Source organism: Acidovorax sp. DW039, assembly GCF_037101375.1.
In the GTDB taxonomy this organism is placed as follows: domain Bacteria; phylum Pseudomonadota; class Gammaproteobacteria; order Burkholderiales; family Burkholderiaceae_C; genus Acidovorax.
In genome coordinates, this window is sequence record NZ_AP029019.1 from 2,732,837 (window position 1) to 2,758,194 (window position 25,358).

General features: G+C 61.4%; 22 protein-coding genes. 13 read left to right on the plus strand and 9 right to left on the minus strand.

The genetic code is table 11. The features are described from left to right. Window positions 1–6 precede the first annotated feature (6 nt). Window positions 7–2,715 (minus strand): pyruvate dehydrogenase (acetyl-transferring), homodimeric type, encoded by a 2,709-nt coding sequence (gene aceE, locus AACH87_RS12210; RefSeq protein ID WP_338794725.1) that lies wholly within the window; start codon window positions 2,713–2,715, stop codon window positions 7–9. A gap of 167 nt (window positions 2,716–2,882) precedes the next feature. Between aceE and AACH87_RS12215 the strand changes: the two genes are divergently transcribed. The 5 genes from AACH87_RS12215 to AACH87_RS12235 all read left to right on the plus strand — a co-directional run bounded on the left by AACH87_RS12215 (window position 2,883) and on the right by AACH87_RS12235 (window position 9,790). Further along, on the plus strand, window positions 2,883–5,444 hold the full coding sequence (locus AACH87_RS12215; RefSeq protein WP_338794727.1) for a PAS domain S-box protein: 2,562 nt from the start codon (window positions 2,883–2,885) through the stop codon (window positions 5,442–5,444). Then, window positions 5,441–6,067 (plus strand): response regulator transcription factor, encoded by a 627-nt coding sequence (locus AACH87_RS12220; RefSeq protein ID WP_338794729.1) that lies wholly within the window; start codon window positions 5,441–5,443, stop codon window positions 6,065–6,067. The genes AACH87_RS12215 and AACH87_RS12220 overlap by 4 nt, the downstream gene beginning before the upstream one ends. Window positions 6,068–6,139: 72 nt before the next feature. Next, entirely contained in the window at window positions 6,140–6,991 is an 852-nt protein-coding gene (gene folD, locus AACH87_RS12225) for a bifunctional methylenetetrahydrofolate dehydrogenase/methenyltetrahydrofolate cyclohydrolase FolD (RefSeq protein WP_338794731.1), read from the plus strand. Between the two features lie 76 nt (window positions 6,992–7,067). Next, window positions 7,068–9,113 (plus strand): M3 family metallopeptidase, encoded by a 2,046-nt coding sequence (locus AACH87_RS12230; RefSeq protein WP_338794732.1) that lies wholly within the window; start codon window positions 7,068–7,070, stop codon window positions 9,111–9,113. Window positions 9,114–9,148: 35 nt separating this feature from the next. Further along, a complete protein-coding gene (locus tag AACH87_RS12235; RefSeq protein ID WP_338794733.1) occupies window positions 9,149–9,790 on the plus strand; it encodes a glutaredoxin family protein in 642 nt (213 codons plus the stop codon). 64 nt (window positions 9,791–9,854) lie between these two features. Here AACH87_RS12235 and rpiA read toward each other — a convergent pair whose 3' ends face one another. Further along, the gene (gene rpiA, locus AACH87_RS12240; protein ID WP_338794734.1) at window positions 9,855–10,544 is read right to left on the minus strand and encodes a ribose-5-phosphate isomerase RpiA; all 690 of its coding nucleotides are present in this window, start codon (window positions 10,542–10,544) and stop codon (window positions 9,855–9,857) included. A 37-nt stretch (window positions 10,545–10,581) separates the two neighbouring features. On the opposite strand from rpiA, the gene AACH87_RS12245 reads away from it, so the two are divergent. Next, the gene (locus AACH87_RS12245; RefSeq protein ID WP_338794735.1) at window positions 10,582–11,682 is read left to right on the plus strand and encodes a quinone-dependent dihydroorotate dehydrogenase; all 1,101 of its coding nucleotides are present in this window, start codon (window positions 10,582–10,584) and stop codon (window positions 11,680–11,682) included. Window positions 11,683–12,083: 401 nt separating this feature from the next. Here the strand turns inward: AACH87_RS12245 and AACH87_RS12250 are convergent, their stop codons facing one another. The 5 genes from AACH87_RS12250 to AACH87_RS12270 form a co-directional block, all read right to left on the minus strand. Next, complete coding sequence (locus AACH87_RS12250) at window positions 12,084–12,479, minus strand: phage holin family protein (protein WP_338794736.1); 396 nt, start codon at window positions 12,477–12,479, stop codon at window positions 12,084–12,086. A 21-nt stretch (window positions 12,480–12,500) separates the two neighbouring features. Next, window positions 12,501–12,803 (minus strand): DUF883 family protein, encoded by a 303-nt coding sequence (locus AACH87_RS12255; RefSeq protein WP_338794737.1) that lies wholly within the window; start codon window positions 12,801–12,803, stop codon window positions 12,501–12,503. Between the two features lie 171 nt (window positions 12,804–12,974). Continuing rightward, window positions 12,975–14,072 carry an NAD(P)/FAD-dependent oxidoreductase gene (locus AACH87_RS12260; RefSeq protein ID WP_338794738.1) on the minus strand — a complete coding sequence of 366 codons (1,098 nt, stop codon included), beginning with the start codon at window positions 14,070–14,072 and terminating at the stop codon, window positions 12,975–12,977. A 107-nt stretch (window positions 14,073–14,179) separates the two neighbouring features. Further along, on the minus strand, window positions 14,180–14,950 hold the full coding sequence (locus tag AACH87_RS12265) for an amino acid ABC transporter permease (RefSeq protein ID WP_338794739.1): 771 nt from the start codon (window positions 14,948–14,950) through the stop codon (window positions 14,180–14,182). Between the two features lie 115 nt (window positions 14,951–15,065). Next, a complete protein-coding gene (locus tag AACH87_RS12270) occupies window positions 15,066–15,851 on the minus strand; it encodes a basic amino acid ABC transporter substrate-binding protein (RefSeq protein ID WP_338794740.1) in 786 nt (261 codons plus the stop codon). Window positions 15,852–16,032: 181 nt separating this feature from the next. Here AACH87_RS12270 and AACH87_RS12275 point away from each other — a divergent pair, with 181 nt between their 5' ends. Together AACH87_RS12275 and upp are read left to right on the plus strand one after the other, a co-directional pair. After that, entirely contained in the window at window positions 16,033–17,007 is a 975-nt protein-coding gene (locus AACH87_RS12275; RefSeq protein ID WP_338794741.1) for a threo-3-hydroxy-L-aspartate ammonia-lyase, read from the plus strand. A gap of 104 nt (window positions 17,008–17,111) precedes the next feature. Next, window positions 17,112–17,741 carry a uracil phosphoribosyltransferase gene (gene upp, locus AACH87_RS12280; RefSeq protein ID WP_338794742.1) on the plus strand — a complete coding sequence of 210 codons (630 nt, stop codon included), beginning with the start codon at window positions 17,112–17,114 and terminating at the stop codon, window positions 17,739–17,741. Window positions 17,742–17,870: 129 nt separating this feature from the next. On the opposite strand, the gene AACH87_RS12285 is transcribed toward upp, so the two are convergent. Together AACH87_RS12285 and AACH87_RS12290 are read right to left on the minus strand one after the other, a co-directional pair. Next, on the minus strand, window positions 17,871–19,604 hold the full coding sequence (locus AACH87_RS12285; RefSeq protein ID WP_338794743.1) for a cytochrome D1 domain-containing protein: 1,734 nt from the start codon (window positions 19,602–19,604) through the stop codon (window positions 17,871–17,873). Between the two features lie 145 nt (window positions 19,605–19,749). Continuing rightward, the gene (locus AACH87_RS12290; protein WP_338794745.1) at window positions 19,750–19,947 is read right to left on the minus strand and encodes a hypothetical protein; all 198 of its coding nucleotides are present in this window, start codon (window positions 19,945–19,947) and stop codon (window positions 19,750–19,752) included. A 47-nt stretch (window positions 19,948–19,994) separates the two neighbouring features. Here AACH87_RS12290 and AACH87_RS12295 point away from each other — a divergent pair, with 47 nt between their 5' ends. The 5 genes from AACH87_RS12295 to AACH87_RS12315 all read left to right on the plus strand — a co-directional run bounded on the left by AACH87_RS12295 (window position 19,995) and on the right by AACH87_RS12315 (window position 25,350). Continuing rightward, window positions 19,995–21,005 carry a BMP family protein gene (locus tag AACH87_RS12295; RefSeq protein WP_338794746.1) on the plus strand — a complete coding sequence of 337 codons (1,011 nt, stop codon included), beginning with the start codon at window positions 19,995–19,997 and terminating at the stop codon, window positions 21,003–21,005. A gap of 13 nt (window positions 21,006–21,018) precedes the next feature. Then, window positions 21,019–22,572, plus strand: coding sequence for an ABC transporter ATP-binding protein (locus AACH87_RS12300; protein WP_338798938.1), 1,554 nt, complete (start codon window positions 21,019–21,021; stop codon window positions 22,570–22,572). Window positions 22,573–22,574: 2 nt separating this feature from the next. Beyond that, complete coding sequence (locus AACH87_RS12305; protein ID WP_338794747.1) at window positions 22,575–23,261, plus strand: hypothetical protein; 687 nt, start codon at window positions 22,575–22,577, stop codon at window positions 23,259–23,261. Beyond that, window positions 23,251–24,312 (plus strand): ABC transporter permease, encoded by a 1,062-nt coding sequence (locus tag AACH87_RS12310; RefSeq protein ID WP_094291069.1) that lies wholly within the window; start codon window positions 23,251–23,253, stop codon window positions 24,310–24,312. The genes AACH87_RS12305 and AACH87_RS12310 overlap by 11 nt, the downstream gene beginning before the upstream one ends. Window positions 24,313–24,426: 114 nt before the next feature. Beyond that, window positions 24,427–25,350 (plus strand): ABC transporter permease, encoded by a 924-nt coding sequence (locus AACH87_RS12315; RefSeq protein ID WP_338794749.1) that lies wholly within the window; start codon window positions 24,427–24,429, stop codon window positions 25,348–25,350. Window positions 25,351–25,358 lie beyond the last annotated feature (8 nt).

Here is a 25,358-nt window from a genome sequence, read left to right on the forward strand (position 1 = left end):
TTCGTTTTAAGCGTACAGGGGGTTGATCTTGTCGGCATTGATGCCGTACTTGGCAATCGCCTCGGCCACCTTGGCCATAGGCACCACACCGTCGTCGGCCAGCGCACGCAGGGCAGCGACCACGATGTAGTGGCGGTTCACCTCGAAGTGCTCGCGCAGCTTGCTGCGGAAGTCCGAGCGGCCGAAGCCGTCGGTACCCAGCACGCGGTAGGTGCGGCCCTTGGGGACGAAGGGGCGGATCTGCTCGGCGTAGGCCTTCATGTAGTCGGTGGAAGCCACCACGGGGCCGCTGCGGCTGACCAGTTGCTGGGTGACGAAAGGCACGCGAGGCGTTTCCAGCGGGTGCAGCAGGTTCCAGCGGTCCACGTCCTGGCCTTCACGGGTCAGTTCGTTGAAGCTTGGGCAGCTCCACACGTCGGCCTGTACGCCCCAGTCAGCGGCCAGCAGGGTCTGGGCTTCCAGCGATTCACGCAGGATAGTGCCCGAACCCAGCAGTTGCACGCGCTTGTCACCGTCGGCACCGGGCTTGCACAGGTACATGCCCTTGATGATCTGCTCTTCGGTGCCAGGCTGCAGACCAGGCATGGCGTAGTTCTCGTTCAGCAGCGTCAGGTAGTAGAAGACGTTTTCCTGGCGCTCCACCATACGCTTCAGGCCGTGGTGCATGATGACCGCGACTTCGTGGGCGAAGGTGGGGTCGTAGCTGATGCAGTTGGGGATGGTGTTGGCCAGGATGTGGCTGTGACCGTCTTCGTGCTGCAGGCCTTCACCGTTGAGGGTGGTACGGCCGGAGGTGCCGCCCAGCAGGAAGCCGCGTGCCTGCATGTCGCCCGCAGCCCAGGCCAGATCGCCAATGCGCTGGAAGCCGAACATGGAGTAGTACACGTAGAACGGGATCATGATCCGGTTGTTCGTGCTGTACGAGGTGGCCGCAGCAATCCAGCTGGCCATACCGCCCGCTTCGTTGATGCCCTCTTGCAGGATCTGGCCAGCCTTGTCTTCCTTGTAGTACATCACCTGGTCGCGGTCGACCGGGGTGTAGAGCTGGCCCTTGGGGTTGTAAATACCGATCTGGCGGAACAGGCCTTCCATACCGAAGGTACGGGCTTCGTCCACCAGGATGGGCACCACGCGGGGGCCAATGGCCTGATCGCGCAGCAACTGGGTCAGGAAGCGCACATAAGCCTGCGTTGTGGAGATTTCACGGCCTTCGGCAGTGGGCTCCAGCACGGACTTGAACGTTTCCAGCGACGGCACCGTGAAGCTCTCATCGGCCTTGGCGCGGCGGTGGGGCAGATAACCTCCGAGGGCCTTGCGGCGCTCGTGCAGGTACTGCATTTCGGGCGTGTCGTCCGCAGGCTTGTAGTACGGAATGTCGGCCAGTTGGCTGTCCGGGATCGGGATGTTGAAGCGGTCGCGGATGTACTTGATGTCTTCGTCCGACAGCTTCTTGGTCTGGTGCACGGTGTTCTTGCCTTCACCGGCCTTGCCCATACCGTAGCCCTTGACAGTCTTGACCAGCAGCACGGTGGGCTGGTTCTTGTGCTCGTTGGCGGCGTGGAAGGCGGCATAGACCTTGGCGGGCTCGTGGCCGCCACGGCGCAGCTCGAAGATTTCTTCGTCGGTCATGTGCTCGACCAGCTTGGCAGTCTCGGGGTACTTGCCAAAGAAGTTCTTGCGCACAAAGGCACCGTCGTTGGCCTTCATGGCCTGGTAGTCGCCGTCCAGCGTTTCCATCATCAGCTGCTTGAGCTTGCCGCTCTTGTCGCGGCGCAGCAGCTCGTCCCAGCCATTGCCCCACAGCAGCTTGATGACATTCCAGCCAGCGCCACGGAACTCGCCTTCCAGCTCTTGCACGATCTTGCCGTTGCCGCGCACGGGGCCATCCAGACGCTGCAGGTTGCAGTTGATGACAAACACGAGGTTGTCGAGGTTTTCACGCGCAGCCAGGCCGATCGCGCCCAGGGATTCGGGCTCGTCCATTTCGCCGTCGCCGCAGAACACCCAGACCTTGCGGTTTTCGGTGTTGGCGATGCCACGGGCGTGCAGGTACTTGAGGAAGCGAGCCTGGTAGATCGCCATCAGCGGGCCAAGGCCCATGGACACGGTGGGGAACTGCCAGAAATCAGGCATCAACTTGGGATGCGGATAGCTGGACAGGCCCTTGCCGTCCACTTCCTGGCGGAAGCTGTCGAGCTGCTGCTCAGTCAGTCGGCCTTCGAGGTAAGCGCGGGCATAGATGCCGGGCGCGCTGTGGCCCTGGATGTAGAGCAGGTCACCGCCGTGGTTTTCGCTCTCGGCGTGCCAGAAGTGGTTGAAGCCCGCACCAAACATGCTGGCTACCGAGGCGAAGGAGCCAATGTGGCCGCCCAGGTCGCCGCCGTCAGCGGGGTTGAGGCGGTTGGCACGCACCACCATCGCCATGGCGTTCCAGCGCATGTAGGCGCGCAGGCGCTTTTCGATGGCGATGTTGCCGGGGCAATGGGCCTCTTTCTCGGGCTCGATGGTGTTGACATACCCGGTGTTGGCCGAGAAAGGCATGTCGATGCTGCTCTGGCGTGCATGTTCCAGGAGCTGTTCAAGCAGGGAGTGGGCGCGCTCAGGGCCCTCTTTTTCGATCACGGCGGACAAAGCGTCCAACCATTCGCGGGTTTCCTGCTGGTCTGCGTCGGTGCCGATACCGAGGCCGGCCTGTGGGTCGGGCTGAGCTGACATGCTTTTGTCTCCTGTGAAGTGCAGCTGGCAAAAAAATCGCGGCTAGTTTCGCACACTTCTCCCACATTTCAAATAGTGCTTATTCATTTCATATTAAGAAAAATTGCTGCAACCGCACAATATTTCAGCTACTGAAAAGTGCAGGCGCTCTCCCCTACACTTCGGCCATGCAAACTACACGCACAGCCGAGCCCGCAGCGCCCTCGGCCATCGCGGCGCCTGCCCGCTGGTGGCGCAGGTGGTGGCGCAGCCTCTCGCCCACCCGACAAGACCGTTTCGCAGCCCTGGCCCCGCTGGCCGCGGTGATGATGTTTTTGGCCGCCATCGTGGCGGCTTTCTGGTATTTGCGGGCCGAAGAGGCCGAAAGGGAACAGGAAGCCCTACGGCGCGATGTGGAATACGCACAACAGCGCGTGCGCCTGCGTCTGCTGGAACGGCAGGAGCAATTGATGCGCATCGCGCGCGACCTCTCCAACCAGGAGCTGGAACGCGGCGAGTTTGTGAACCGGGCCGAGGCGCTGATCAGCCAGTACCCCGAGTTGCAGGCCATCACCTGGATTGATGAGCGGCGGAAGATTCGGGCCAGCCACGCAGCACCCACCCTTTCCAGCCAGCAGCTGCGCGTGGCAGGAGAGGTGCTCAAACCAGGCGACACCGCTGATACCTATGGCCTGGCTCGGGACCTGCAGCAACCGGTCTACATGCAGCCTTCTGTCGCCAAGGGCGACGCGTCGCCCCTGCTGCAGCTGCAAGTGCCCCTGAACAACCAGGGCAAGTTTGCAGGCGTGGTGCTGGGGGAATACTCCATAGACAGCCTGCTGCGCTACGGCATTCCCACCGAGGTGCTGGCACGCTATGCCGTGACACTGCTGGATGCCCGCAGCCAGGTGCTGGCGGGCACCCCGCTGGCCACCCGTAACCCGGCCACTCACTTGCTGCCCTGGACGCCCAAGGCCAACGAATATGAGGTGCCTGTATCACCTGTAGGCAACGGGCTGGTCTTGCGGGCCCAGGCCTACCGCACATCCTTAGGGGTGGTGGGCAGCGGCCTTTTCTGGCTGGTGGGCACGCTCAGCGCCATGACGGCGTGGATGCTGATTGCCACCTGGAGGCACACGCGCAGACGGATGCAAGCCCAGCAGGCGCTGGTGGCAGAGACCAACTTCCGCCGTGCGATGGAGAACTCCATCCTCACGGGCATGCGTGCGCTGGACATGGAAGGCCGCATCACCTACGTAAACGCCGCCCTGTGCCAGATGACAGGCTGGAGCGAGGCGGAGCTGGTGGGCCTTTTGCCCCCCTTCCCCTACTGGCCCAAGGAAGACCATGAAATCCTGCACGCCAAGCTGCGCGATGAACTCAGCGGCCGCAGCGTGAGCGGCGGCTTTCAGGTGCGGGTGCAGCGCAAGAACGGCACCTTGTTCGATGCGCGCCTGTATGTATCCCCCCTGATTGATGCGCATGGCCAGCAAACGGGCTGGATGACTTCGATGACCGACATTACCGAGCCCAACCGGGTGCGGCAGCAGCTCACGGCGGCGCACGAGCGCTTCACCATCGTGCTGGAATCGCTGGACGCCTCGGTCTCGGTAGCCCCTTTGGGCAGTGAAGAGCTGCTGTTTGCCAACAAACTCTACCGCCAGTGGTTCGGATCGCAGACCACCGGACACCTGCAGCTGGTAGCGCAAGCCGGTGTTTTGCCTTCTGGCAACAGCAGTAGCGGCGGCGTGGACGACGAAGATGGATTGATGGGCCTGCCCACCGACCCGCTGACCAGCGCCCGCTCGGAGAACGCCGAGATTTACCTGCCTGACCTGGGCAAGTGGCTGGAGGTGCGCTCGCGTTACCTGAACTGGGTGGATGGCCGCCTGGCGCAGATGGTGATTGCCACCGACATCACCCCCCGCAGACTGGCGGAGGAACAGGCGGCACGGCAGGCCGAACGAGCCCAATCCGTCAGCCGCCTCATCACCATGGGCGAGATGGCCTCCAGTGTGGCGCATGAATTGAACCAGCCGCTCACCGCCATCAGCAACTACTGCTCCGGCATGGTGTCACGCATCCAGAGCGGGCAGATTTCAGAAGAAGCCCTGCTCTCTGCCCTGCAAAAAACGGCGCACCAGGCCCAGCGGGCCGGGCAGATCATCCAGCGCATCCGTGCGTTTGTGAAAAAAAGCGAGCCCAACCGTACCCTGGCCGACGTGCACCACATGGTGTCTGAGGCCGTGGAGCTGGCCGACATCGAACTGCGCCGCCACAACGTGCGCCTGACGCATTACGTGGCGGCGCGGCTGCCGCCCGTGATGGCGGACTCCATCCTGATCGAGCAGGTGCTGGTGAACCTGATGAAAAACGGGGCGGAGTCCATCCAGCACGCGCAGCGCCCACCCTCGGGCCGCAGCGTGGAACTGCGGGTGGTTCCCAAATACATCGACGAGCGCGAAGTCGTCGAATTCTCGGTGCAGGACACCGGAAAGGGGCTGGCCCCCGAGGTGCTGGAGCGCCTGTTCGAAGCCTTCTTCTCCACCAAGCAGGAAGGCATGGGCATGGGGCTGAATCTGTGCCGCAGCATTGTCGAGTCTCACCAGGGAAGGATGCAGGCAGAGAACATCTACAATGGACCAGAGGTTGCGGGCTGCCGTTTCTCCTTCTGGCTGCCCCTGGCAAAGCCTGCCGATGACACTACAAACTCTGTAGCGAACGAACCAACTCCGAGGACCATTGCATGAGCTTGATTCCGAAAAAAGGCACTGTTTACGTTGTAGATGATGATGAAGCCGTCCGCGATTCACTGCAGTGGTTGCTGGAAGGCAAGGACTACCGGGTGCGCTGCTTTGATTCGGCTGAAACATTCCTCTCACGCTATGACCCCCGCGAAGTCGCCTGCCTGATCGTGGATATCCGCATGGGCGGCATGACGGGTCTGGAACTGCAAGACCGACTGATCGAACGCAAGTCCCCCCTGCCGATCGTGTTCATTACCGGCCACGGCGACGTGCCCATGGCGGTGAACACCATGAAGAAGGGCGCACTCGACTTCATCCAGAAGCCATTTGACGAGGAAGAACTGCTGGGGCTGGTGGAGCGCATGCTGGACCATGCCCGTGAGGCCTTCGCGGGCTACCAGCAGGCTGCCAGCCGCGATGCACTGCTCTCCAAACTCACCAGCCGCGAGGCCCAGGTGCTCGAACGCATCGTGGCGGGTCGCCTGAACAAGCAGATTGCCGACGACCTGGGCATCAGCATCAAGACCGTGGAAGCGCACCGCGCCAACATCATGGAAAAGCTCAACGCCAACACCGTGGCCGATTTGCTGAAGATTGCACTGGGCCAGAACGCTCCCAAGGCCTGATTGCTCCTTTTTTGATAGCTGCTTGCGCTTGTACTGACTGCGCTGGCAGCTGTTTTTATTTGTACTCACAAAATGACTGCTCAACTCATCGACGGCAACGCCCTCTCCCGCCAGCTGCGCACTGAAGTCGCCCAGCGCGCCGCTGCACTCAAGGCCCGCGGCACCACACCCGGCCTGGCCGTGATCCTGGTCGGGGACAACCCTGCCAGCCAGGTCTACGTGCGCAACAAGGTCAAGGCCTGTGAAGACAGCGGCCTGCACTCGGTGCTGGAAAAGTACGAGGCCACCATGTCCGAAGCGGACTTGCTGGCCCGCGTCGAGGCACTGAACAACGACCCCAGCATCCACGGCATCCTGGTGCAGCTTCCGCTGCCCGCCCACATCGATGCACAGAAGGTGATCGAGGCCATCTCGCCCGCCAAGGATGTGGACGGTTTCCACATCGCCAGCGCGGGCGCGTTGATGACCGGCATGCCCGGCTTTTGGCCCTGCACTCCCTACGGGTGCATGAAGATGCTGGAGAGCATTGGCTACGACCTCAAGGGCAAACACGCCGTGGTGATTGGCCGCAGCAACATCGTGGGCAAACCCATGGCACTGATGCTGCTGCAAAAGGATGCCACTGTCACGGTCTGCCACTCCCGCACGGCAGACCTCAAGGCGCAGACTCTGCAAGCCGACGTGATCGTGGCCGCCGTGGGCAAACGCAACGTGCTGACGGCCGACATGGTCAAGCCCGGTGCCGTGGTGCTGGATGTGGGCATGAATCGCACCGACGATGGCAAGCTGTGCGGCGATGTGGACTTTGCGGGCGTGAAGGAAGTGGCAGGCTGGATCACCCCCGTGCCTGGAGGGGTTGGCCCCATGACGATTACCATGCTGCTGGTCAACACGCTGGAAGCGGCAGAGCGCGCTGCGGGGTAAATCCCCCTCGTCACTTTTTGCACTCCGGCGGGTTCAGCGACTTGAACCAGCGTCCCCTATCGCCATCTACCAACGCATGAGCAATCCACTCCTCGACTTCTCGACCCTGCCCGCGTTTGACCGCATTCAGCCCGCGGATGTTGCCCCGGCCATTAACACGCTCTTGGAGCGGGCAAATGCCGCGCTGGAAACCGTGACGGCAGCCGACTTTCCGGCCCGCTGGGACGCCATCGCCAAGATTCTGGATGTGGCCACCGAGCAGCTGGGCATTGCATGGGGGGCGGTCAGCCATCTCAACAGCGTTGCAGATACGCCAGAACTGCGGGCCGCCTACAACGCAGCGCTGCCCCAGGTGACGGAGTTCTGGACACGGCTGGGTGCTGATGAGCGGCTGTATGCCAAGTACAAGGCGATTGATCCCGCGACACTGAACCCTGAACAACGCAAGGCGCACCAAAACGCGGTGCGTAACTTTGTTCTTAGCGGGGCTGAACTGCAAGGAGAAGCCAAGGATCGCTTCGCCAAAATTCAGGAACGCCAGGCAGAACTGAGCCAAAAGTTCAGCGAAAACGCGCTGGACGCCACCGACGCCTTCGCCTACTACGCCACCGCAGACGAGTTGGCGGGCGTGCCCGCCGATGTGCAGCAAGCCGCACTGGCAGCGGCACAGGCCGAAGGCAAGACCGGCTACAAGCTCACCCTCAAGATGCCTTGCTATCTGCCTGTGATGCAGTTTGCGCAACGGGCCGATCTGCGTGAGAAGCTGTACCGTGCCTACGTCACACGCGCATCGGATCAGGCCGAGGGAGATGCACGCAAGTTTGACAACACGGCACTGATCAACGAAATCCTGGCGCTGCGCAAGGAAGAAGCGGCACTGCTGGGCTACGCCAACTTTGGCGAAGTGTCAGTCGTGCCCAAAATGGCCCAGTCCCCCGAGCAGGTGATCCATTTCCTGCGCGACCTGGCCCGCCGCGCCAAGCCCTACGCCGAAAAAGATGTTGCCGACCTGCGCGAGTTTGCCCGCACTGAGCTGGGCCTCAGCAATCCGCAGGCTTGGGACTGGCCCTACATCTCCGAGAAGCTGAAGGAAGCACGCTACGCTTTCAGCGAGCAGGAGGTCAAACAGTATTTCACGGCCCCCAAGGTGCTCGCAGGCCTGTTCAAGATCATCGAAACCCTGTTCGAGGTCGCCATCCGGCGCGATTCCGCACCCGTCTGGCACTCCTCGGTAGAGTTCTACCGCATTGAACGCAACGGCCAGCTGGTGGGCCAGTTCTATCTGGACCAGCCAGCCCGCACAGGCAAGCGCGGCGGCGCGTGGATGGACGACGTGCGCACCCGCTGGCTGCGCCCCGACACGGGCGCGCTGCAAACCCCTGTGGCACATCTGGTGTGCAACTTTGCAGACGGTGTGGATGGCAAGCCCGCCCTGCTCACACATGATGACGTGATCACCCTCTTCCACGAGTTTGGTCATGGCCTGCACCACATGCTCACCCAGGTGAACGAGCGCGATGTGTCCGGCATTGGCGGTGTGGAATGGGATGCGGTAGAACTGCCCAGCCAGTTCATGGAGAACTTCTGCTGGGAATGGGATGTGCTCAAGCACATGACGGCCCATGTGGACACAGGCGCAGCCCTGCCGCGAGCCTTGTTTGACAAGATGATTGCCGCCAAGAACTTCCAGAGCGGGATGCAGACCCTGCGGCAAATCGAGTTTGCGCTGTTCGACATGCTGCTGCACACCGAGCACAACCCGGCTGACGACATCATGCCCCTGCTCACCCGGGTGCGCGAGGAAGTGGCCGTGCTGCAGCCCCCGGCCTTCAGCCGCACTGCGCACACCTTTAGCCATATCTTCGCTGGCGGTTATGCAGCGGGTTACTACAGCTACAAATGGGCAGAGGTGCTGAGTGCAGACGCCTATGCCGCCTTTGAAGAAACCAAGGGTCCGGATGGACAGCCCAGCCTGGAGACAGGTCGCCGCTATCGCCAGGCAATCCTTGAAGCCGGTGGCAGCCGCCCAGCCATGGAATCCTTCAAAGCCTTCCGTGGCCGTGAGCCTCAGCTTGATGCATTGCTGCGCCACCAAGGCATGGCCGATGCGCCACAATCCTGAACAGTTGACTGACCTGTAGACGCCAAGGAGAAAAAATGCTGCTCAACCGGGTTTCCCTGCCACTGATGCTGGCGCTGCTGTGCATCGGCGCTCAGGCCCAGACGGTGTACCGCATTGTGGGACCAGATGGAAAAGTGACTTTTTCGGATCGCCCACCAGAGACTGCGGCCAAGTCGGCTCAGGCTGTCACGCCTGGCACAGGCTCAGGCGCTGCGCCTGCGGCAGATTTGCCCTACGAGCTTGGCAAAACTGCGGCGCGTTATCCGGTAACGCTGTACACGGGCCAGAACTGCGCACCATGTGATACTGCAAGGCGATTTCTGGAAAATCGCGGTATTCCGTTTTCTGAGCGCACGGTAAACACCAACGAAGATCTGGAAGCACTCAAGAGCCGTGGCAACGAAGGGGGACTGCCCTTTGTCACCATTGGGAACCAGCGTCTGACGGGCTTTCTTGATACAGAGTGGACACAGTACCTGGATGCCGCCGGCTACCCCAAAACATCGCAGCTTCCCCGTACTTATCGCCGCCCAGCGGCTGCACCACTCACCCAACCCGTGAAAGCACCTGAGCCTGCAGCCTCTACACAGACAGAGCCAGCGCGCCGCCCCGTGCCTCGGCCTGCGCAAGAAGACAACCCCGTCAACCCCAACAACCCTGCTGGCTTGAAGTTCTAAGCGGCAATCTGGATATAAAAAGGGCTCTCCTCGGAGAGCCCTTTGCATTGGCAGGAGACCTCGCTCAGTAGGTCAGCGTTTTCACACCTTCAGCCGTCCCCAGCAAGCACACGGATGCTTTTTGATGGGCAAAGACGCCCACGGTCACCACGCCGGGCCATTGGTTTACTTCCGACTCAAAAGCCAGCGGATCAGCAATGGCCAGGCCCGTAACGTCGAGGATGTGCTGACCGTTGTCCGTCACAAGCGGCTTGCCATCCTTCTGGCGAATGTGGGCCTGCCCCCCCAGTGAAGCGAAGCGGCGGGCGATGTGCGCACTGGCCATGGGGATCACCTCCACGGGCAGCGGAAACTTGCCAAGCACATCCACTCGCTTGGACTCATCGGCGATGCAGACGAAGCGCTGAGCCATGGCAGCCACGATTTTCTCGCGCGTCAGCGCAGCGCCGCCACCTTTGACCATGTGGCCCTTGCCATCAATCTCGTCCGCCCCGTCGATGTAGACGGACAGCGACTCCACCTCATTGGCATCAAACACAGGAATGCCCAGTGCGCGCAGCCGCTCGGTGCTGGCCACAGAGCTGGACACAGCGCCTTTGATGTCCGCCTTCATGCCAGCCAAGGCATCGATGAACTTGTTGACCGTGGAGCCAGTGCCCACGCCAACGATTTCGCCGGGCACCACATATTGAAGCGCAGCCTTGCCCACCAAGGCCTTGAGTTCGTCTTGCGACAGGGGAGATGATGTCGTCATGAGGGAAAATCAAAGGTAATTACTCCATTATCGTTCCATGTCGCTCATTCCTTACGCTTTCACCCGCCCCTTCCTCTTTGGCATGGACCCCGAGGCCGCCCATGACCTGACCATGAACCTGCTGGCCAAAGGGCAGAACACCCCCATGCAATGGGCGTGGTGCAATAGCCGGGTCAATGATCCGGTCGAGCTGGCAGGGCTGCGTTTTCCCAACCGGGTGGGCATGGCGGCAGGCTTGGACAAGAACGCCCGCTGCATTGATGCACTGGGTGCCATGGGCTTTGGCTTTGTCGAAGTGGGCACCGTGACGCCCAAAGGGCAACCGGGCAACGCCAAGCCTCGTATGTTCCGGATTCCGGAGGCACGGGCACTCATCAATCGTCTGGGTTTCAACAATGAAGGGCTGGATGCCTTCATCCAAAACGTGCAGCGCGCGCGTTTTCGCTCTGCCCCCGTCAGCGGCAGCCCCATGCTTCTGGGTCTGAACATTGGCAAGAACGCCACCACGCCTATCGAGAACGCAACCAGTGACTATCTCACCTGCCTGGACGGCGTGTACCCCCACGCTGACTACGTCACGATCAACATCAGCTCTCCCAACACCCAAAACCTGCGTGCCCTACAAAGCGATGAAGCGCTGGACCAGTTGCTTGGCGCGATTGCCGAGCGCCGCGAATGGCTCGCTTCGCAAGAGCTGCCGCACGCGGGTTCTACACAACGGACCAAGCGACGCGTACCCGTCTTCGTGAAGATTGCCCCCGACCTGGATGACACACAAATTGAGGTGATTGCCGCAACACTGAAACGCCACGGCATGGATGGCGTGATCGCCACAAACACCACCATTTCCAGAGAGGCTGTCCAGGGCATGCCGCATGCCACCGAAACAGGGGGCTTGAGCGGTGCACCGGTGCTGCAAGCCAGCAACCGGGTGATTCGCCAACTCCGCGCCGCATTGGGGAAGGACTTCCCCATCATTGGGGTGGGAGGCATCATGAGCGCAGCCGATGCCGTGAGCAAAATGGAAGCGGGTGCCAACGTGGTGCAGATCTACACGGGCCTGATCTATGAGGGGCCCGCATTGGTCAGCCAAGCTGCACAGGCCATCAAAGCGGCGTGCTCTTCGTCACCTCGCTGAAAAAGAAAACCTGGCTGGAATATCAGCCAGGTTCATCTATTGCAAGCAAGACATCAAAGCCAGATCACTGCTTGACTCAGTCACGCATCACCGGCGCAATCTCATCACCCAAGGCAAAGCAATCGTGGCCCAGCGCACCAAGCGGCTCGGCCCTGCCATCATGGCCACGCCTACCGCCGCAGCAACCAATGCAGGATGCTGCTTTGCCAACAGGACCACTCTCACCAACAAGGGTTCCTGCGTTTCAGGTGGAAGGGGTGCCGCCCCATGAGAGGTGCCTGCATTCAAGGCTGCCTCCCGTCTGGCACGAATCCGCTCACGCTGTGCAGTAATGCGCGACAGCACCCGCTGCTTGGCAAGCGATACCTCTGCCGCAGAGTGCACGGTACGGTCAGCACCTGTCATAAACGCTCCTTGATGGCACGCCAGTCATGAGCCAGCTCCTGGCGGGTCAGCGCAAAACCCTGACCAGCATCTTTGGCGGTGCGCATGAGGGTGGCCAAGGCCACAATCCAGCCCACCACCCACACGGCGGCAATCAGCCATCCGGTGGTTGCACGGTGAGGGGTGTCCCAAAAGTGCACCAGCACCGCCATGGACACCATCACCAGACTGACCACCGTCAGCCCAATGGCAATGACCGCAAGCACCATCATCTGAAAGAGACGGCGCTTTTGTTCCTGCCACTCCAGCAAGGCAAGCTCCATGCGGTCTTCAGCCGCGATGGCTCCTTCGATCGCAGCCACCCTCATTCGGGCAGCCCATTGCTCAAGGCCCAACAGGGAAAGCCAGTTCATGCGAGCTCGCCGTGATCTGGATTAGCGGCGTGCCAGCAAGAAACCGACCAGCGCACCCACAGCCAGTGCTGCACCCGCTACCCGCCAGGGTTCATCATGGGCGTAGCGGTCAGCCGCCAGAGCTGCATCTTTGGCTTGGCGGGCAGCATCTTGCGCTGCACGCACTGCTGCCTCACGCGCGGAATGGATTCCATCGTCCAGACGCTGGCGCAGGATCTTGATGTCTGGCACCGCATCCAGGTCCTTGCTCGCCAGCAGGCCCCGCAGGTCAGAGACCAGTTTTTCGAGTTCGCCGGAAGATGTGGAGTTGTCCGAGGTGCTCATACATACCCTTTCACGATTGAGTGTTGTCAAACCCTGCCACTGGCTCATGGAGCGGCAAGGGGAACGCTGTACCGCCTTTTCTTCGGCGTGCTGAAACGTCCAGAAATATCTTATCCGTCCTGCGCGCAAATCTGCTGTAGGACACCGACGCGAAGGGATTCAGCAGGTGCGCTACTGCAGCAACCCAGCCACATACTCACCTATGGCCAACGCGCTGGTCAGCCCCGGCGATTCGATCCCGAAAAGATTGACGAGGCCGGGAACCCCATGCACCTCAGGCCCCTGAATGCAGAAGTCCGCAGCGGGTTCATTCGGCCCATGGATCTTGGGGCGAATGCCTGCGTAGCCTGCATGAAGGGCTCCATCCGGCAGTCCAGGCCAGTACTTGCGAACCTCCGCATAAAACGCATCACCGCGGCGGGGGTCGACCACCAGATCCTCTGGCGTATCGACCCACTGCACATCGGGCCCAAACTTGCCTTGCCCGCCCAGATCGAGCGTCAGGTGAACGCCCAGCCCCGCAGACTCGGGAACCGGGTAGATGAGGTGCCTGAATGGCGCCTTGACTGAAAGCGTGAAGTAGTTTCCCTTGGCAAACCTTGCCTGGGGAATAACGCTTGAGGAAAGCCCCTTGAAGCTGCTAGCCAGCAGGGGAGCCATCAACCCTGCCGAGTTCACCACGCAATTAGCGCGCAGTTCCGTTCCATCTTCCGCTACCAAATAAATAGCATCCTGCGCAATCCCTGCGGACGCAAGCGGCGAATTGAGCACCACCATGCCCCCGGCGTGCTCCAGATCTCCCTGCAATGCGAGCATGAAGCCGTGGCTGTCGATGATGCCGGTGCTGGGCGACAGCAAGGCCCCTACACAGCGCAGCTCTGGCTCCAGCGCCCTCGCCTGCTGCTCGGTCAGCCATTGCAGATCACTCACGCCATTGCTGAAGGCCCTGTCTTGAATGGCCTGCAGGCCAGGGCGCTGTTCCTCCGAGGTCGCCACCAGCAGCTTTCCACAACGTTGATGCGCAACGCCACGTTCGTGAGCGTAGTCGTACAGCATGTGCCGACCACGCACGCACAGACGCGCCTTGAGCGAACCGGTGGGGTAATACAGCCCGGCATGAATCACTTCGCTGTTGCGCGAGCTGGTGCCAGTACCTATCGCCTCGGCGGCCTCCAGCACCAACACCTCACGGCCCTGCAAGGCAAGCGCCCGTGCAACGGCCAGACCGACGACACCCGCACCAACCACCACGCAATCTACAGCGTCCATATGCCCTCCTTGAGAACCTGTTCAAAACACCGTTGCGGTAGGCGGCCCCACCCCCACGCTCGAGAGGACCTTCAAACGCGGCCCCGCAAACCCATCAGTCCATCCTGCTAACTGCGATCGCTGCGGGCCAAATGCCACTCCAGCCGACGCAACAGGGTCGTCAGCGCCAGAGTCATCAGCCAGTAGGCCAGCGAAATCGCAAGGTAAGGTTCCCAATACCGCGCATAAGCCCCCGCTACCGTGCGCGCCGCGTATGCCATCTCCGCCAGACCGATAGCAGATACCAGCGAAGTGTCTTTCAGCAACGCAATCATGTTGTTTCCCAGTGGAGGCAGCATGCGGCGAAAGGCCTGGGGCAGCACCACGTACCGCATGACCTGCATGGGTGTAAAGCCGAGGGAGCGCCCCGCATCAAACTGCCCTTTGGAGATGGACTGGATGCCCGCACGAAACACCTCGGAGATGTAGGCCGCCGAGTTGAGCGTGAGCGCGGCAATCCCGGATATCAAGGCGCCATGCTCCTGCTTCAGCGTGCGGGCCAAATCTCCGTCAATCAGCAGTCCGGAGACAGGGTGAATGAACAGAGGCATCACGGCAAAGTGCATCAACAGAATTTGCACGAAGAGCGGTGTACCGCGGAAAAAACTCACGTACACGGTGGATGGCCAACGCAGGAGAAACCGGCATATCCAGCTCCACGGTGCATGGCGCGACTGCGCAAGACGCGCCAGTGCCAGCACCAGCCCCCATGAGCCACCCAGCACGACGCACACCACGGTCATGCCCAACGTCATCCATGCGCCCTGAAGAAAAAGCTGGCGATATTCCACCAGAATGTCCGGCCGAAACCAGCCAAACCACAGTTCGGGTTCCATCAAAATTTCTCCTGTAAAACTGCGCTTTGCAAAGCGCACCGGGCCCAGTCAAACCCAGCAAAAACGGCCGCTAGGGCGGCCGCAAGGGGTGTTGGCAATGGGCTGAGATCAGCGCCGATCAGCGCGCCTTGTATTCCTTGGCGAACCACTTCTTGTAGATGTCGCCATAGCTGCCATCAGCACGGATGGCGGCCAAGCCTGCATTGAGTTTGTCCAGAAGAGGCTTTTCGCCCTTGCGCACCACAATGCCAAAGCCTTCTTCAGGGAAGCTCGGATCTTCCACGGTCTTGAGGGCGGGGTTTTGGCTCACGCGGTAGGCAATCACGCCGTTGTCGCCAATTGCGGCATCCACGCCACCACCAGCCAGTTCCGAAATGATCAGAGGAGTGCTTTCAAAGCGACGGATGTTGGGACTGGTCTTGCCAAACTCGCGCGATGCGACGTCATCGGCCGTGGACGCATTGACCACTGCGATCTTTTTACCGCTCAGATCCTTCAGCGTGGCGACTGTGCTGCTCTTGGGCACTGCAATGAGCTGGTGAGCCGCGAAATAAGGGGCGGTGAAATCGTAGCTCTGGCGGCGCTTGTCATTGATCGTGACACCGGAGATGACCAAATCCACATCCCCATTGTTGAGGGCGGCAAAAATGCCGCTCCAGGGGGTGTTGATGATTTTGATCTTGAACCCTTGCTGCTTGGCAATGGCCTGGATGATGTCAATGTCAAAGCCCACAATCTGCTTGTCCTTGTTTTCGAAGGCAAAGGGGGCGTAGGTAGCGCTGGAAGCCACCACCAGTTCGCGCGCCTGCGCGTTCGCACTGCCTTGCGCCAAGGCTGCAGCAGAAAAACTCAGCGAGGCGACCAAGCCAAAACCCAGGGCAAAAATGCGGCGAGACAAGAGCATGTGAGACGACTTTCAAGGGCAAAAGAGAGCGTTCAGTATAACCAGCCCCTCTGTGAAGGACATCAAATTTCATAGCTGCTTGCGCACTGTTTTCGGGCCTCAGAACCATTTTTGGCACACAAGTGGTGCAATAAGCCTATGATGCAACGTGCCCATCACGCGCGCCCGAGGAGGAATCTTCATGAACCTGAGCAGCCCGCCCGCCCCTACCTTCGACGATGTCTCCGCTGCAGCCCAGCGCCTGCAAGGGGTGGCGCACCGCACACCGGTCTTGCGGTCCACCAGTGCAGACGAGAGCACCGGGGCGCATCTCTTTTTCAAATGCGAGAACCTGCAGCGCACCGGTGCCTTCAAGTTCCGTGGCGCTTACAACACGCTCAAGCAGTTCACCCCGGAGCAGCGTGAAAACGGCGTGCTGGCGTTTTCTGCCGGTAACCACGCGCAGGCTATTGCCCTGTCTGCACGGCTGCTGGACATGCCTGCCGTCATCGTCATGCCGGAAGATGCCCCGGCCACCAAGATGGCGGCGACGCGGGAATACGGCGCTCAGGTGGTGACCTACAACCGCTACACGGAAGACCGTGAGGCCATCAGCCGCAGGCTGGCGCAGGAGCGGGGTATGACCCTGGTGCCCCCTTTTGACCACCCGCATGTAATCGCTGGCCAAGGCACCGCAGCGCTGGAGTTGCTGCAGGAAGTCCCGGAGCTGGACTTTCTTTTTGTGTGCGTGGGCGGTGGCGGATTGCTGGCGGGCAGCATTCTGGCGGCGCAGGCGCTGGCCCCGCAATGCCAGGTGGTAGGGGTGGAACCAGAGGCTGGCAATGACGGCCAGCAGTCTTTCAAGGCCGGGCATATCGTGCAGATTCCCACGCCGCACACCATCGCCGATGGCGCGCAAACGCAGGCGCTGGGGCAAATCACCTTTCCCATCATCCAGAACGGTGCATTCGATATGGTCACCGCTTCAGATGAGCAACTGGCACAGGCCCTGCGCTTTTTTGCAGAACGCATGAAGATCGTGGTGGAGCCCACCGGCGCACTGGCGTTTGCAGGTGTGCGCAATGGCAGCGTGGACTTGCGCGGCAAGCGGGTGGGCGTGCTCATCAGCGGCGGCAATGTGGATCTTCCCCGCTACGCCCGCTTTCTTGCGGAATGACTTCTTAGAAAAGCTTCTGGCAGGTCAAAGCCGCGGGTTTTACCCCATGGTAGAAAATACGGGTTGCACTTCAGTGCCTTCATTACGCTAATTCAAGATTTTTCATGAGCAACGTCACCGTCATCACCCACCCCCTCGTCCAGCACAAGCTCACGCTCATGCGCAAGAAAGACGCCAGCACCAACAGCTTCCGCCGCCTGCTGGGCGAGCTGAGCACGCTGATGGCGTATGAGGTGACCCGGGACATGCCCTTGCAGGACGTGGAAATCGAAACCCCGCTGGAGACCATGACGGGCAAGATGATTGATGGCAAAAAGCTCGTCCTTGCCTCCATCCTGCGCGCAGGCAACGGTTTCCTGGACGGCATGCTCAACGTGGTGCCTGGCGCGCGCGTGGGCCACATCGGCCTGTACCGTGATCCCAAAACGCTGCAGCCGGTGGAGTACTACTTCAAGATGCCTTCCGAGATGGAAGAGCGCGACATCATCGTGGTAGACCCGATGCTGGCTACCGGCAACTCTGCCGCAGCCTGCGTAGACCGTCTCAAGCAGCTCAAGCCCCGCTCCATCAAGTTCGTCTGCCTGCTGGCGGCTCCCGAGGGGGTGGCCACGCTGCAAAAGGCACACCCTGATGTGCCCATCTTCACCGCCGCCATTGACCGCGAACTGAACGACCACGGCTACATCCTGCCTGGCCTGGGCGATGCCGGTGACCGGATCTTCGGCACCAAATAAACCAAGCCGTCAGACTCCGCTTCGCGAAGGATCAAAAAAAACCGCCGCAGGGGCATTCCCCTGCGGCGGTTTTTCTTTGGCTGCAGATGAAGGCTGCGGTGTCACCGCCAGCCCATGCATCCGCGCAGGTCAGTACACGTCATGCTGCGTGTTGTGGATGTTGAAGTGCCCAGTGGGCGTGATCAGGCGTGGGTCCTTGATCACGGCCTTGAGCTTCAGGGTCTTGTCGTCTACCACCACCAAGGCAGACTGCTTGTCTTTGGCAGACCAGACGGCGAACCACACTTCGTCGCCATTCTTGTTGAACTCTGGCTGCACCACCCGCTTGGCACCACCGTCATCAGGCAACCCCGCCCACTCGGCCACAGGCAGCACGGTGTAGCCCTTGTCCAGGTTCTTGATGTCGTACACCACCACTGACTGCGAGATCTTGGGATCGGGATTCAGTGGAGCGTCCGAGTACAGGTGCTGCGAATTGGGATGGCTCTTGATAAACAGAGCACCGCCGCCCGGCCCCTTGAGTTTGGCCACTTCCTTGAACGCGTACTGGGCATGTTTCTTGGGGTCAGTGCCAATCAGCGAGATGGTCTCATCACCCAAGTGACCGGTAGACCACACAGGACCGAACTTGGGGTGCACAAAGTTGGCACCGCGTCCGGGGTGCGGAATCTTGCCCACATCCACCACGGTCTGCAGCTTGCCTTCCTTGGCATCGACTACGCCGATCTTGTTGCTGTTGTTGGCAGCCACCATGAAGTAACGCTTGGTCGAATCCCACCCGCCGTCATGCAGAAAGCGGGCCGAGCCCAGCTCGGTGATCTTCAGGGCGTCCACATCTCTGTAGTCCACCATCAGCGTCTTGCCGGTTTCCTTCACGTTCACGATGAATTCGGGCTTGAAGTGCGACGCCACGATGGAGGCGACACGAGGCTCGGGATGGTATTCCTGCGTATCGACCGTCATGCCACGGGTAGAGACGATCTTCATCGGCTCCAGCGTATCGCCGTTCATGATCACGAACTGCGGGGGCCAGTACGCACCCGCAATGGCCAGCTTGTCGGTAAAGTCGCCATCCTTGCCCTTGTACTTGGAGGTGTCCACCGACCGCGCTTCCAGGCCAATCCGAATCTCGGCCACGTTGTCAGGTTTGGCCATCCACAGGTCAATCATGTTGACGCGGCCATCCCGTCCGATCACGAAGAGATAGCGCCCTGACGCCGAGGTGCGGGAAATGTGGACCGCATAACCCGTCTTCACGATATTGATGATCTGCTTGGTATCGCCGTCGATCAGTGCCACCTCTCCAGAATCGCGCAGCGTGGTGGAGAAGATGTTGGCGATGTTGTAGTCGTTCATCTTCCTGGTAGGCCGGTCTTTGGGCTGCACCAGCACCTTCCAGGTCTTTTTCATGTCGGCCATGCTCCACTCGGGCGGCATGGGAGGGTCTTGCTGGATGTAGCGCGCCATCATGTCCACCTCGGCCTCGCTCATCTCGCCCGAGGTCTGCCAGTTGGGCATGCCCGCAGGCGATCCGTAGGCGATGAACACCTTGAGGTAGTCGGTTCCCTTGGCCAGGGTGACATCAGGCGTCAGCGGCTTGCCGGTAGCGCCTTTGCGCAGCACACCGTGACATCCTGCACAGCGCTCAAAGTAGGTCTGGCGGGCACGGTCAAACTCTGCCTGCGTCATCTTGGGAGCACGCGGATTGGTGCTCTGGTACATGGGCTGATCCGCCAAGGGAGATGCGCCCGCCTGGTAGTTCATCTCGGCGGGTGTCACGCTCTTCTTGTCTTCGGCCATTGCCGTCAGGGCCAGGGTGGACATTGCCAGGGCCGCAAGGCGCGCCAGCTTTCGGGTTGTCATGGGGACTCCTTGTTGGTCGCTGCCCAAGATGGCTCATTCCATCCCTCCAACAAGCCCGCCGCGGGCTGCGACGATCAGGTTTCGACAGGCTCTCGGCCATTCTTCGCCAGCGATGGCACAGGCGCTTTGATACCTATCAAATGATTCATATGACATGCACAATTTCCGCCACAGCCTTGTTCTGAAAGCGCACCGCACAAAGAAGGCACCAGGAAAGGCGCGGGGTCGGGGCAACAGTTTCTGGCAGACTGTGCGACAAGATTGCAGCAAGGTTGCCGCGAACCGGGCAGCCTTCGAGAACATATGTTTCAGCGGAGTTCTGGCTCGCAAATTGCTTGGGCATCTGCACTCTTTCCTTCCTTTTTCCACCTGACCAAAGGACCACCCACCATGACCAACCGCCGCATCTTCACCGGTCGACTGCTCTGCACTTCCATGGCTATTTCTGCCACGCTGGGCCTGGCCCCTGCCCTCGTCAGTGCGCAGACCAAAGTCAAGGTGGCGGCTGTCTACACGGTACCGTTTGAGCAGCAATGGGTCAGCCGCATCCACAAGGCCTTGAAGGCCGCGGAAGCGCGTGGCGAGATCGAATACAAAGCCAGCGAGAACGTGAGCAACGCCGACTACGAACGCGTGATGCGTGAGTACGCCACCGGCGGCAACCAGCTCATCGTGGGCGAAGCCTTTGCCGTGGAAGCCGCCGCCCGCAAGGTGGCCAAGGACTTCCCCAAGACATCCTTTCTGCTGGGCTCGTCGGGCAAGCCACAGGCCCCCAACTTCAGCGTGTTCGACAACTACATCCAGGAGCCTGCGTACTTGAGCGGCATGATCGCGGGCGGCATGACCAAGACCAACAAGATCGGCATGGTGGGTGGTTTTCCCATCCCTGAGGTCAACCGTCTGATGCACGCCTTCATGGCCGGGGCCAAAGAAACCAACCCCAAGGTCGAGTTCACCATCACCTTCATCAACAGCTGGTTTGACCCACCAAAGGCAAAGGAAGCGACCTTCGCCATGATCGACAAGGGGGCCGACGTGCTCTACGCCGAGCGCTTTGGCGTGAGCGATGCCGCCAAGGAAAAAGGCAAGCTCGCCATCGGCAACGTGATCAACACCCAAGACAAGTACCCCGACACCGTCGTGGCCTCTGCCCTGTGGAACATGGAGCCAAGCATTGACCGCGCGCTCAAGCTGGTCAAGGACGGTAAGTTCACCGCCGAGGACTACGGCCCGTATTCGATGATGAAGCACAAGGGCTCGGAACTCGCTCCCCTGGGCACGTTCGAGAAGAAGGTGCCTGCCGACATCGTGGCCAAGGTCAAGGCCAAGGAAGCCGATATCCTGGCAGGCAAGTTCACCGTGAAGGTGGATGACAGCCAACCCAAATCCACAGCCAAGTGATGGCGGGCATGTGATGGCGACAGACGCCGCGCCCGTCCTGCGCCTGTCGGGCATCACCAAACGCTTCGGCAAGCTCGTCGCCAACGACGCTATCAGCCTGACCTTGGCGCGCGGCGAAGTGCTGGCCCTGCTGGGCGAGAACGGCGCGGGCAAGTCCACGCTGATGTCCATCCTGTTCGGGCACTACGTGGCCGACGAGGGCCACATCGAAGTCTTCGGCCAGCCCCTGCCCCCCGGCCAGCCGCGGGCGGCGCTGGCAGCAGGCATTGGCATGGTGCACCAGCACTTCACGCTGGCCGACAACCTCACGGTGCTAGACAACGTGCTGCTGGGCACTGAGCCGCTGTGGCAGCCCTTCTCGCGCCGCAGCGAGGCACGCACCAAGCTGCTGGCCGTGTCGCAGCAGTTTGGCCTGCCCGTCAGCCCCGATGCGAAGGTCGGCAGCCTCTCGGTGGGCGAACGCCAGCGCGTCGAAATTTTAAAAGCCCTCTACCGGGGCGCCCGCATCCTGATCTTGGACGAACCTACCGCCGTGCTCACCCCGCAGGAGAGCGAGGCACTGTTCGACACCCTGGCGCAGATGGTGGCGCAGGGCCTGTCCATCATCTTCATCAGCCACAAGCTGGGCGAGGTGCTGCGCGTATCGCACCGCGTGGCCGTGCTGCGCCAGGGCCAGCTGGTGGCCGAGGCGCCCGCGCAAGGCACCACGCAGGGGCAGCTGGCGCAATGGATGGTGGGCCATGCGATCGAGGTGGCCGAGCGCCGCCCCGCCCAGAAGGTGGGCGAGCCCATCTGCACCCTGACCAACGTCAGCACTGCCCCCGCGGGGCGCGACCGGTTGAACGATGTATCCCTTAGCCTACGCGCAGGCGAGATCGTGGCGATTGCAGGCGTCAGCGGCAACGGGCAGGTCGCACTGGCCGATGTGCTGTGCGGCGTGCGCAGCGCCTCTACGGGCCAGGTCACGCTGCGCGGCGCGCCGCTGCAAGCCCGCCCCGCATGGCTGGTGAACCAGGGCGTGGCCCGCATCCCCGAAGACCGCCACGCCGTGGGCGTGGTGGGCGACCTGCCCGTGTGGGAGAACGCCGTGGCCGAACGCCTGCGCGGCCCCTGGTTTGCACACCCGTGGTTCGGCGCCTTCTGGGTCAAGCGCCGGGCGGCCCGCCAACATGCGCAACGTGTGGCCGAGACCTTTGACGTGCGTGGCGGCGGGCCGGATACCCCCGCCCGGTCGCTGTCGGGCGGCAACATGCAAAAGCTCATCCTGGGCCGGGCGCTGATGCCGCCACAGGACGCGGCGGGCAACTCGGCCCCCGCTCCCCAACTCATCGTCGCGCACCAGCCCACCTGGGGGCTGGACATTGGCGCGGTGATGTTTGTGCAGCAACAGCTCATTGCAGCGCGCGATGCTGGAGCCGCCGTACTGCTCATTTCTGACGATCTGGACGAGGTGCTTGCGCTGGGTGACCGCGTGGCGGTGATGCACGACGGCCGCCTGAGCAACGCGAAGCCTGCGGAGGAGTGGACGCGCGAGGCTGTTGGTCTCGCCATGGCTGGGGCGAATTGACTATGGCGGTCAAGACTATTGATTGGGACTCAAGAAGAACGCGAGCGCTGCTTGAAGCTAAGTTTGGTATTTCCGACACGCTAGTCGTTATCAAGCACTTTGGGGCGGTTGTACAGCGCTTGAACTTTGCATCGGACCGAATTGCCTCTGCCAGAACATTTCTCTCGGCCGACATCGCTGCTTTAGCTGATTTGGATGAACTAGGTTTTGCCCTGTTTGGTGCATCTGAACTGCAAGACGACTTCAACGACGCTCTGTACAAAATTCGAAGAGAGTTGGTTGGTGCACTCCACGACATTCACTGCACGCTCGATTGTTTGGCCAAAGGAGTGGCAAAGATTGCCAAGATGGATTTGGATTCGAGATCACTGAAGTACTCATGGCAAATCCGAGATCAACTGATTGCTAAAGGAATCCCTTTGTCTCGAGCCATCACGGGTATTTCGCAAGACCCAGCGTTCAAACACTTGAGCGAACTCAGTAACGAGTCGAAGCACTCAGCGGTGATACCCGCTCCGCTCTCTCTTTCCGCTGATGAGTACAAGATCGTTTTTGATCCACTCGCCCAATACGCTCGCGTCGAAGCTTTTACGTTTTTGGAATCCGTGATCGATCTTGTTATTGGTCAACTGAAAGTTGCTGGCGAAGAAATCAATCAATATCTAGAGGCCCTTCCCAATGCGGCTTGAAAAACGCAACCACACCTCCCCCGCAGCCTACGTGCTGGCACCCGTGGGCGCCGTGGTGTTCACATTGATCGTCAGCGCCCTGCTGGTGCTGTGGGCTGGTGCGCCCGTGGGGCAGACCTATGCGCTGCTGCTGCAGGGCGCCTTCGGCTCGGTGTTTGCGCTGACCGAAACTCTCACGCGCGCCACGCCACTGATCCTGACCGGGCTGGCAGCCGCCGTGGCCTTTCGCGCGCGGCTGTTCAACATCGGGGCCGAAGGGCAGCTCTATGCCGGGGCGCTGGCCGCCGTGGCCGTGGGCGGCATGCATGGAGGCACAGGGCTGGAATGGTCGCCGTATGTGCTCTTTCCGCTGATGATGCTGGCCGCCGCACTGGCAGGTGCCGCGCTGCTGCTGGGCCCGGCGCTGATGAAGGCGCGGCTAGGGGTGGATGAAGTCGTCACCACGCTGCTGCTCAACTTCATCATGCTGCTGCTCGTCTCGGCGCTGCTGGATGGGCCAATGAAAGACCCGCTCTCCATGGGCTGGCCGCAGAGCGTGGCGCTGCAAGGCGACCTGGAACTCTCCAAGCTGGTGCCACAGACACGGCTGCACACGGGGCTGCTGTGGGCCGTGTCGCTGGCCGTGATGCTGTGGGCGCTGCTGGCGCGCACGGTGCCGGGGTTTGATATCCGCGCCGCAGGGGCCAATGCGCGGGCGGCGGCGTTTGCGGGCGTGCCGATCACGCGCACGGTCGTGCTGGTGGCCCTGCTCTCAGGCGGTCTGGCCGGTCTGGCGGGTGCCATTGAAGTGGCGGGCCGCACGAGTTATGTGACGCTCGACATGTCGCCCGGCTACGGCTACAGCGGCATCGTGATTGCGATGCTGGCCGGGCTGCACCCGCTGGGCGTGATTGCGGCAGGCACCTTTGTGGCGGGCGTGCTGGTGGGGGCCGACAGCATGAGCCGTGCGGTGGGTGTGCCCACCTACATTGCGGATGTGATCGTGGCAACGTCGCTGATTGCGGTGCTGGTGGCGGGGCTGCTGACCCAATACCGGGTGCGCTGGAAGTGAGCACGCCATGAACAAGCCAATGCATCAGAGCTTTAAGCCAAATCAGCCTCTACCGCTTATCCAGCAAGCGCAAGCAGCTATCAAAAATATAGTGAATCGCAGTGAGGTGGGCGCATGACCGAGCTGCTCGACATCCTCGCCAACCCCGCGTTCTGGATTGCCACCCTGCGCGTGGCCACACCGCTCATCCTGGGCACATTGGGCGTGCTGCTGTGCGAGCGCGCCGGGGTGCTGAACCTGGGCATTGAAGGGATCATGGTGGCCGGGGCCTTCACCGGCTGGCTCACGGTGTATGCAGGCCACGGGTTGTGGGCAGGGGTGCTGGTGGCGGCGCTCACGGGTGCGGTGTTTGGGCTGCTGCACGCATGGCTCACCGTGGGGCTGGCGCTGTCGCAGCATGTCTCCGGCCTCGGCATCACGCTGCTAGCCACGGCGCTCAGTTACTACGGCTACCGGGTGAGTTTTCCCAAGGTGAACACGCCGCCCACCATTGAGCCGTTTGCGCCCATGGAATGGCTGGGCATTCCCATCCTGTCGGCGCAGACGCCGCTCACACTGCTGGCGCTGCTGCTGGTTCCGCTGCTCACCTGGGTACTGATGCGCACCCCGCTGGGCCTGGCGGTACGCATGGTGGGCGAGAACCCGCAGGCGGCCGAGGGCCAGGGCATCTCGGTGGCGGCGATGCGCACGGGCGCCATCGTTGCGGGCTCGGCGCTGATGGGCATCGCTGGCAGCTTCCTCACGCTGTCGGCCTTCAACGCGTTTTTCTTCAACATGATCAACGGGCGCGGCTGGATCTGCGTGGCCCTGGTGGTGTTTGCCTCGTGGCGGCCCGGCAAGGCACTGCTGGGTGCGCTGCTGTTTGCTTTTTTTGATGCGCTGCAGTTGCGGCTGCAGCAGGCGGGCGATGCATGGCTGCCCTACCAGGTGTATTTGATGCTGCCCTACCTGCTGTCCATCCTGGCGCTGGTGCTGGTGGCGCGCAAGGCGGCTTATCCTCAGGCGCTGATGAAGCCTTATCGCAAAGGCGAGCGCTGATCCCACGG

Excerpts from the sequence above, each read along its gene's own strand:
- aceE (WP_338794725.1), bottom strand. The coding sequence starts at position 2,715 with ATGTCAGCTCAGCCCGACCCACAGGCCGGCCTCGGTATCGGCACCGAC.
- AACH87_RS12215 (WP_338794727.1), top strand. The coding sequence starts at position 2,883 with ATGCAAACTACACGCACAGCCGAGCCCGCAGCGCCCTCGGCCATCGCG.
- AACH87_RS12220 (WP_338794729.1), top strand. The coding sequence starts at position 5,441 with ATGAGCTTGATTCCGAAAAAAGGCACTGTTTACGTTGTAGATGATGAT.
- folD (WP_338794731.1), top strand. The coding sequence starts at position 6,140 with ATGACTGCTCAACTCATCGACGGCAACGCCCTCTCCCGCCAGCTGCGC.
- AACH87_RS12230 (WP_338794732.1), top strand. The coding sequence starts at position 7,068 with ATGAGCAATCCACTCCTCGACTTCTCGACCCTGCCCGCGTTTGACCGC.
- AACH87_RS12235 (WP_338794733.1), top strand. The coding sequence starts at position 9,149 with ATGCTGCTCAACCGGGTTTCCCTGCCACTGATGCTGGCGCTGCTGTGC.
- rpiA (WP_338794734.1), bottom strand. The coding sequence starts at position 10,544 with ATGACGACATCATCTCCCCTGTCGCAAGACGAACTCAAGGCCTTGGTG.
- AACH87_RS12245 (WP_338794735.1), top strand. The coding sequence starts at position 10,582 with ATGTCGCTCATTCCTTACGCTTTCACCCGCCCCTTCCTCTTTGGCATG.
- AACH87_RS12250 (WP_338794736.1), bottom strand. The coding sequence starts at position 12,479 with ATGAACTGGCTTTCCCTGTTGGGCCTTGAGCAATGGGCTGCCCGAATG.
- AACH87_RS12255 (WP_338794737.1), bottom strand. The coding sequence starts at position 12,803 with ATGAGCACCTCGGACAACTCCACATCTTCCGGCGAACTCGAAAAACTG.
- AACH87_RS12260 (WP_338794738.1), bottom strand. The coding sequence starts at position 14,072 with ATGGACGCTGTAGATTGCGTGGTGGTTGGTGCGGGTGTCGTCGGTCTG.
- AACH87_RS12270 (WP_338794740.1), bottom strand. The coding sequence starts at position 15,851 with ATGCTCTTGTCTCGCCGCATTTTTGCCCTGGGTTTTGGCTTGGTCGCC.
- AACH87_RS12275 (WP_338794741.1), top strand. The coding sequence starts at position 16,033 with ATGAACCTGAGCAGCCCGCCCGCCCCTACCTTCGACGATGTCTCCGCT.
- upp (WP_338794742.1), top strand. The coding sequence starts at position 17,112 with ATGAGCAACGTCACCGTCATCACCCACCCCCTCGTCCAGCACAAGCTC.
- AACH87_RS12285 (WP_338794743.1), bottom strand. The coding sequence starts at position 19,604 with ATGACAACCCGAAAGCTGGCGCGCCTTGCGGCCCTGGCAATGTCCACC.
- AACH87_RS12290 (WP_338794745.1), bottom strand. The coding sequence starts at position 19,947 with ATGCCCAAGCAATTTGCGAGCCAGAACTCCGCTGAAACATATGTTCTC.
- AACH87_RS12295 (WP_338794746.1), top strand. The coding sequence starts at position 19,995 with ATGACCAACCGCCGCATCTTCACCGGTCGACTGCTCTGCACTTCCATG.
- AACH87_RS12300 (WP_338798938.1), top strand. The coding sequence starts at position 21,019 with ATGGCGACAGACGCCGCGCCCGTCCTGCGCCTGTCGGGCATCACCAAA.
- AACH87_RS12305 (WP_338794747.1), top strand. The coding sequence starts at position 22,575 with ATGGCGGTCAAGACTATTGATTGGGACTCAAGAAGAACGCGAGCGCTG.
- AACH87_RS12310 (WP_094291069.1), top strand. The coding sequence starts at position 23,251 with ATGCGGCTTGAAAAACGCAACCACACCTCCCCCGCAGCCTACGTGCTG.
- AACH87_RS12315 (WP_338794749.1), top strand. The coding sequence starts at position 24,427 with ATGACCGAGCTGCTCGACATCCTCGCCAACCCCGCGTTCTGGATTGCC.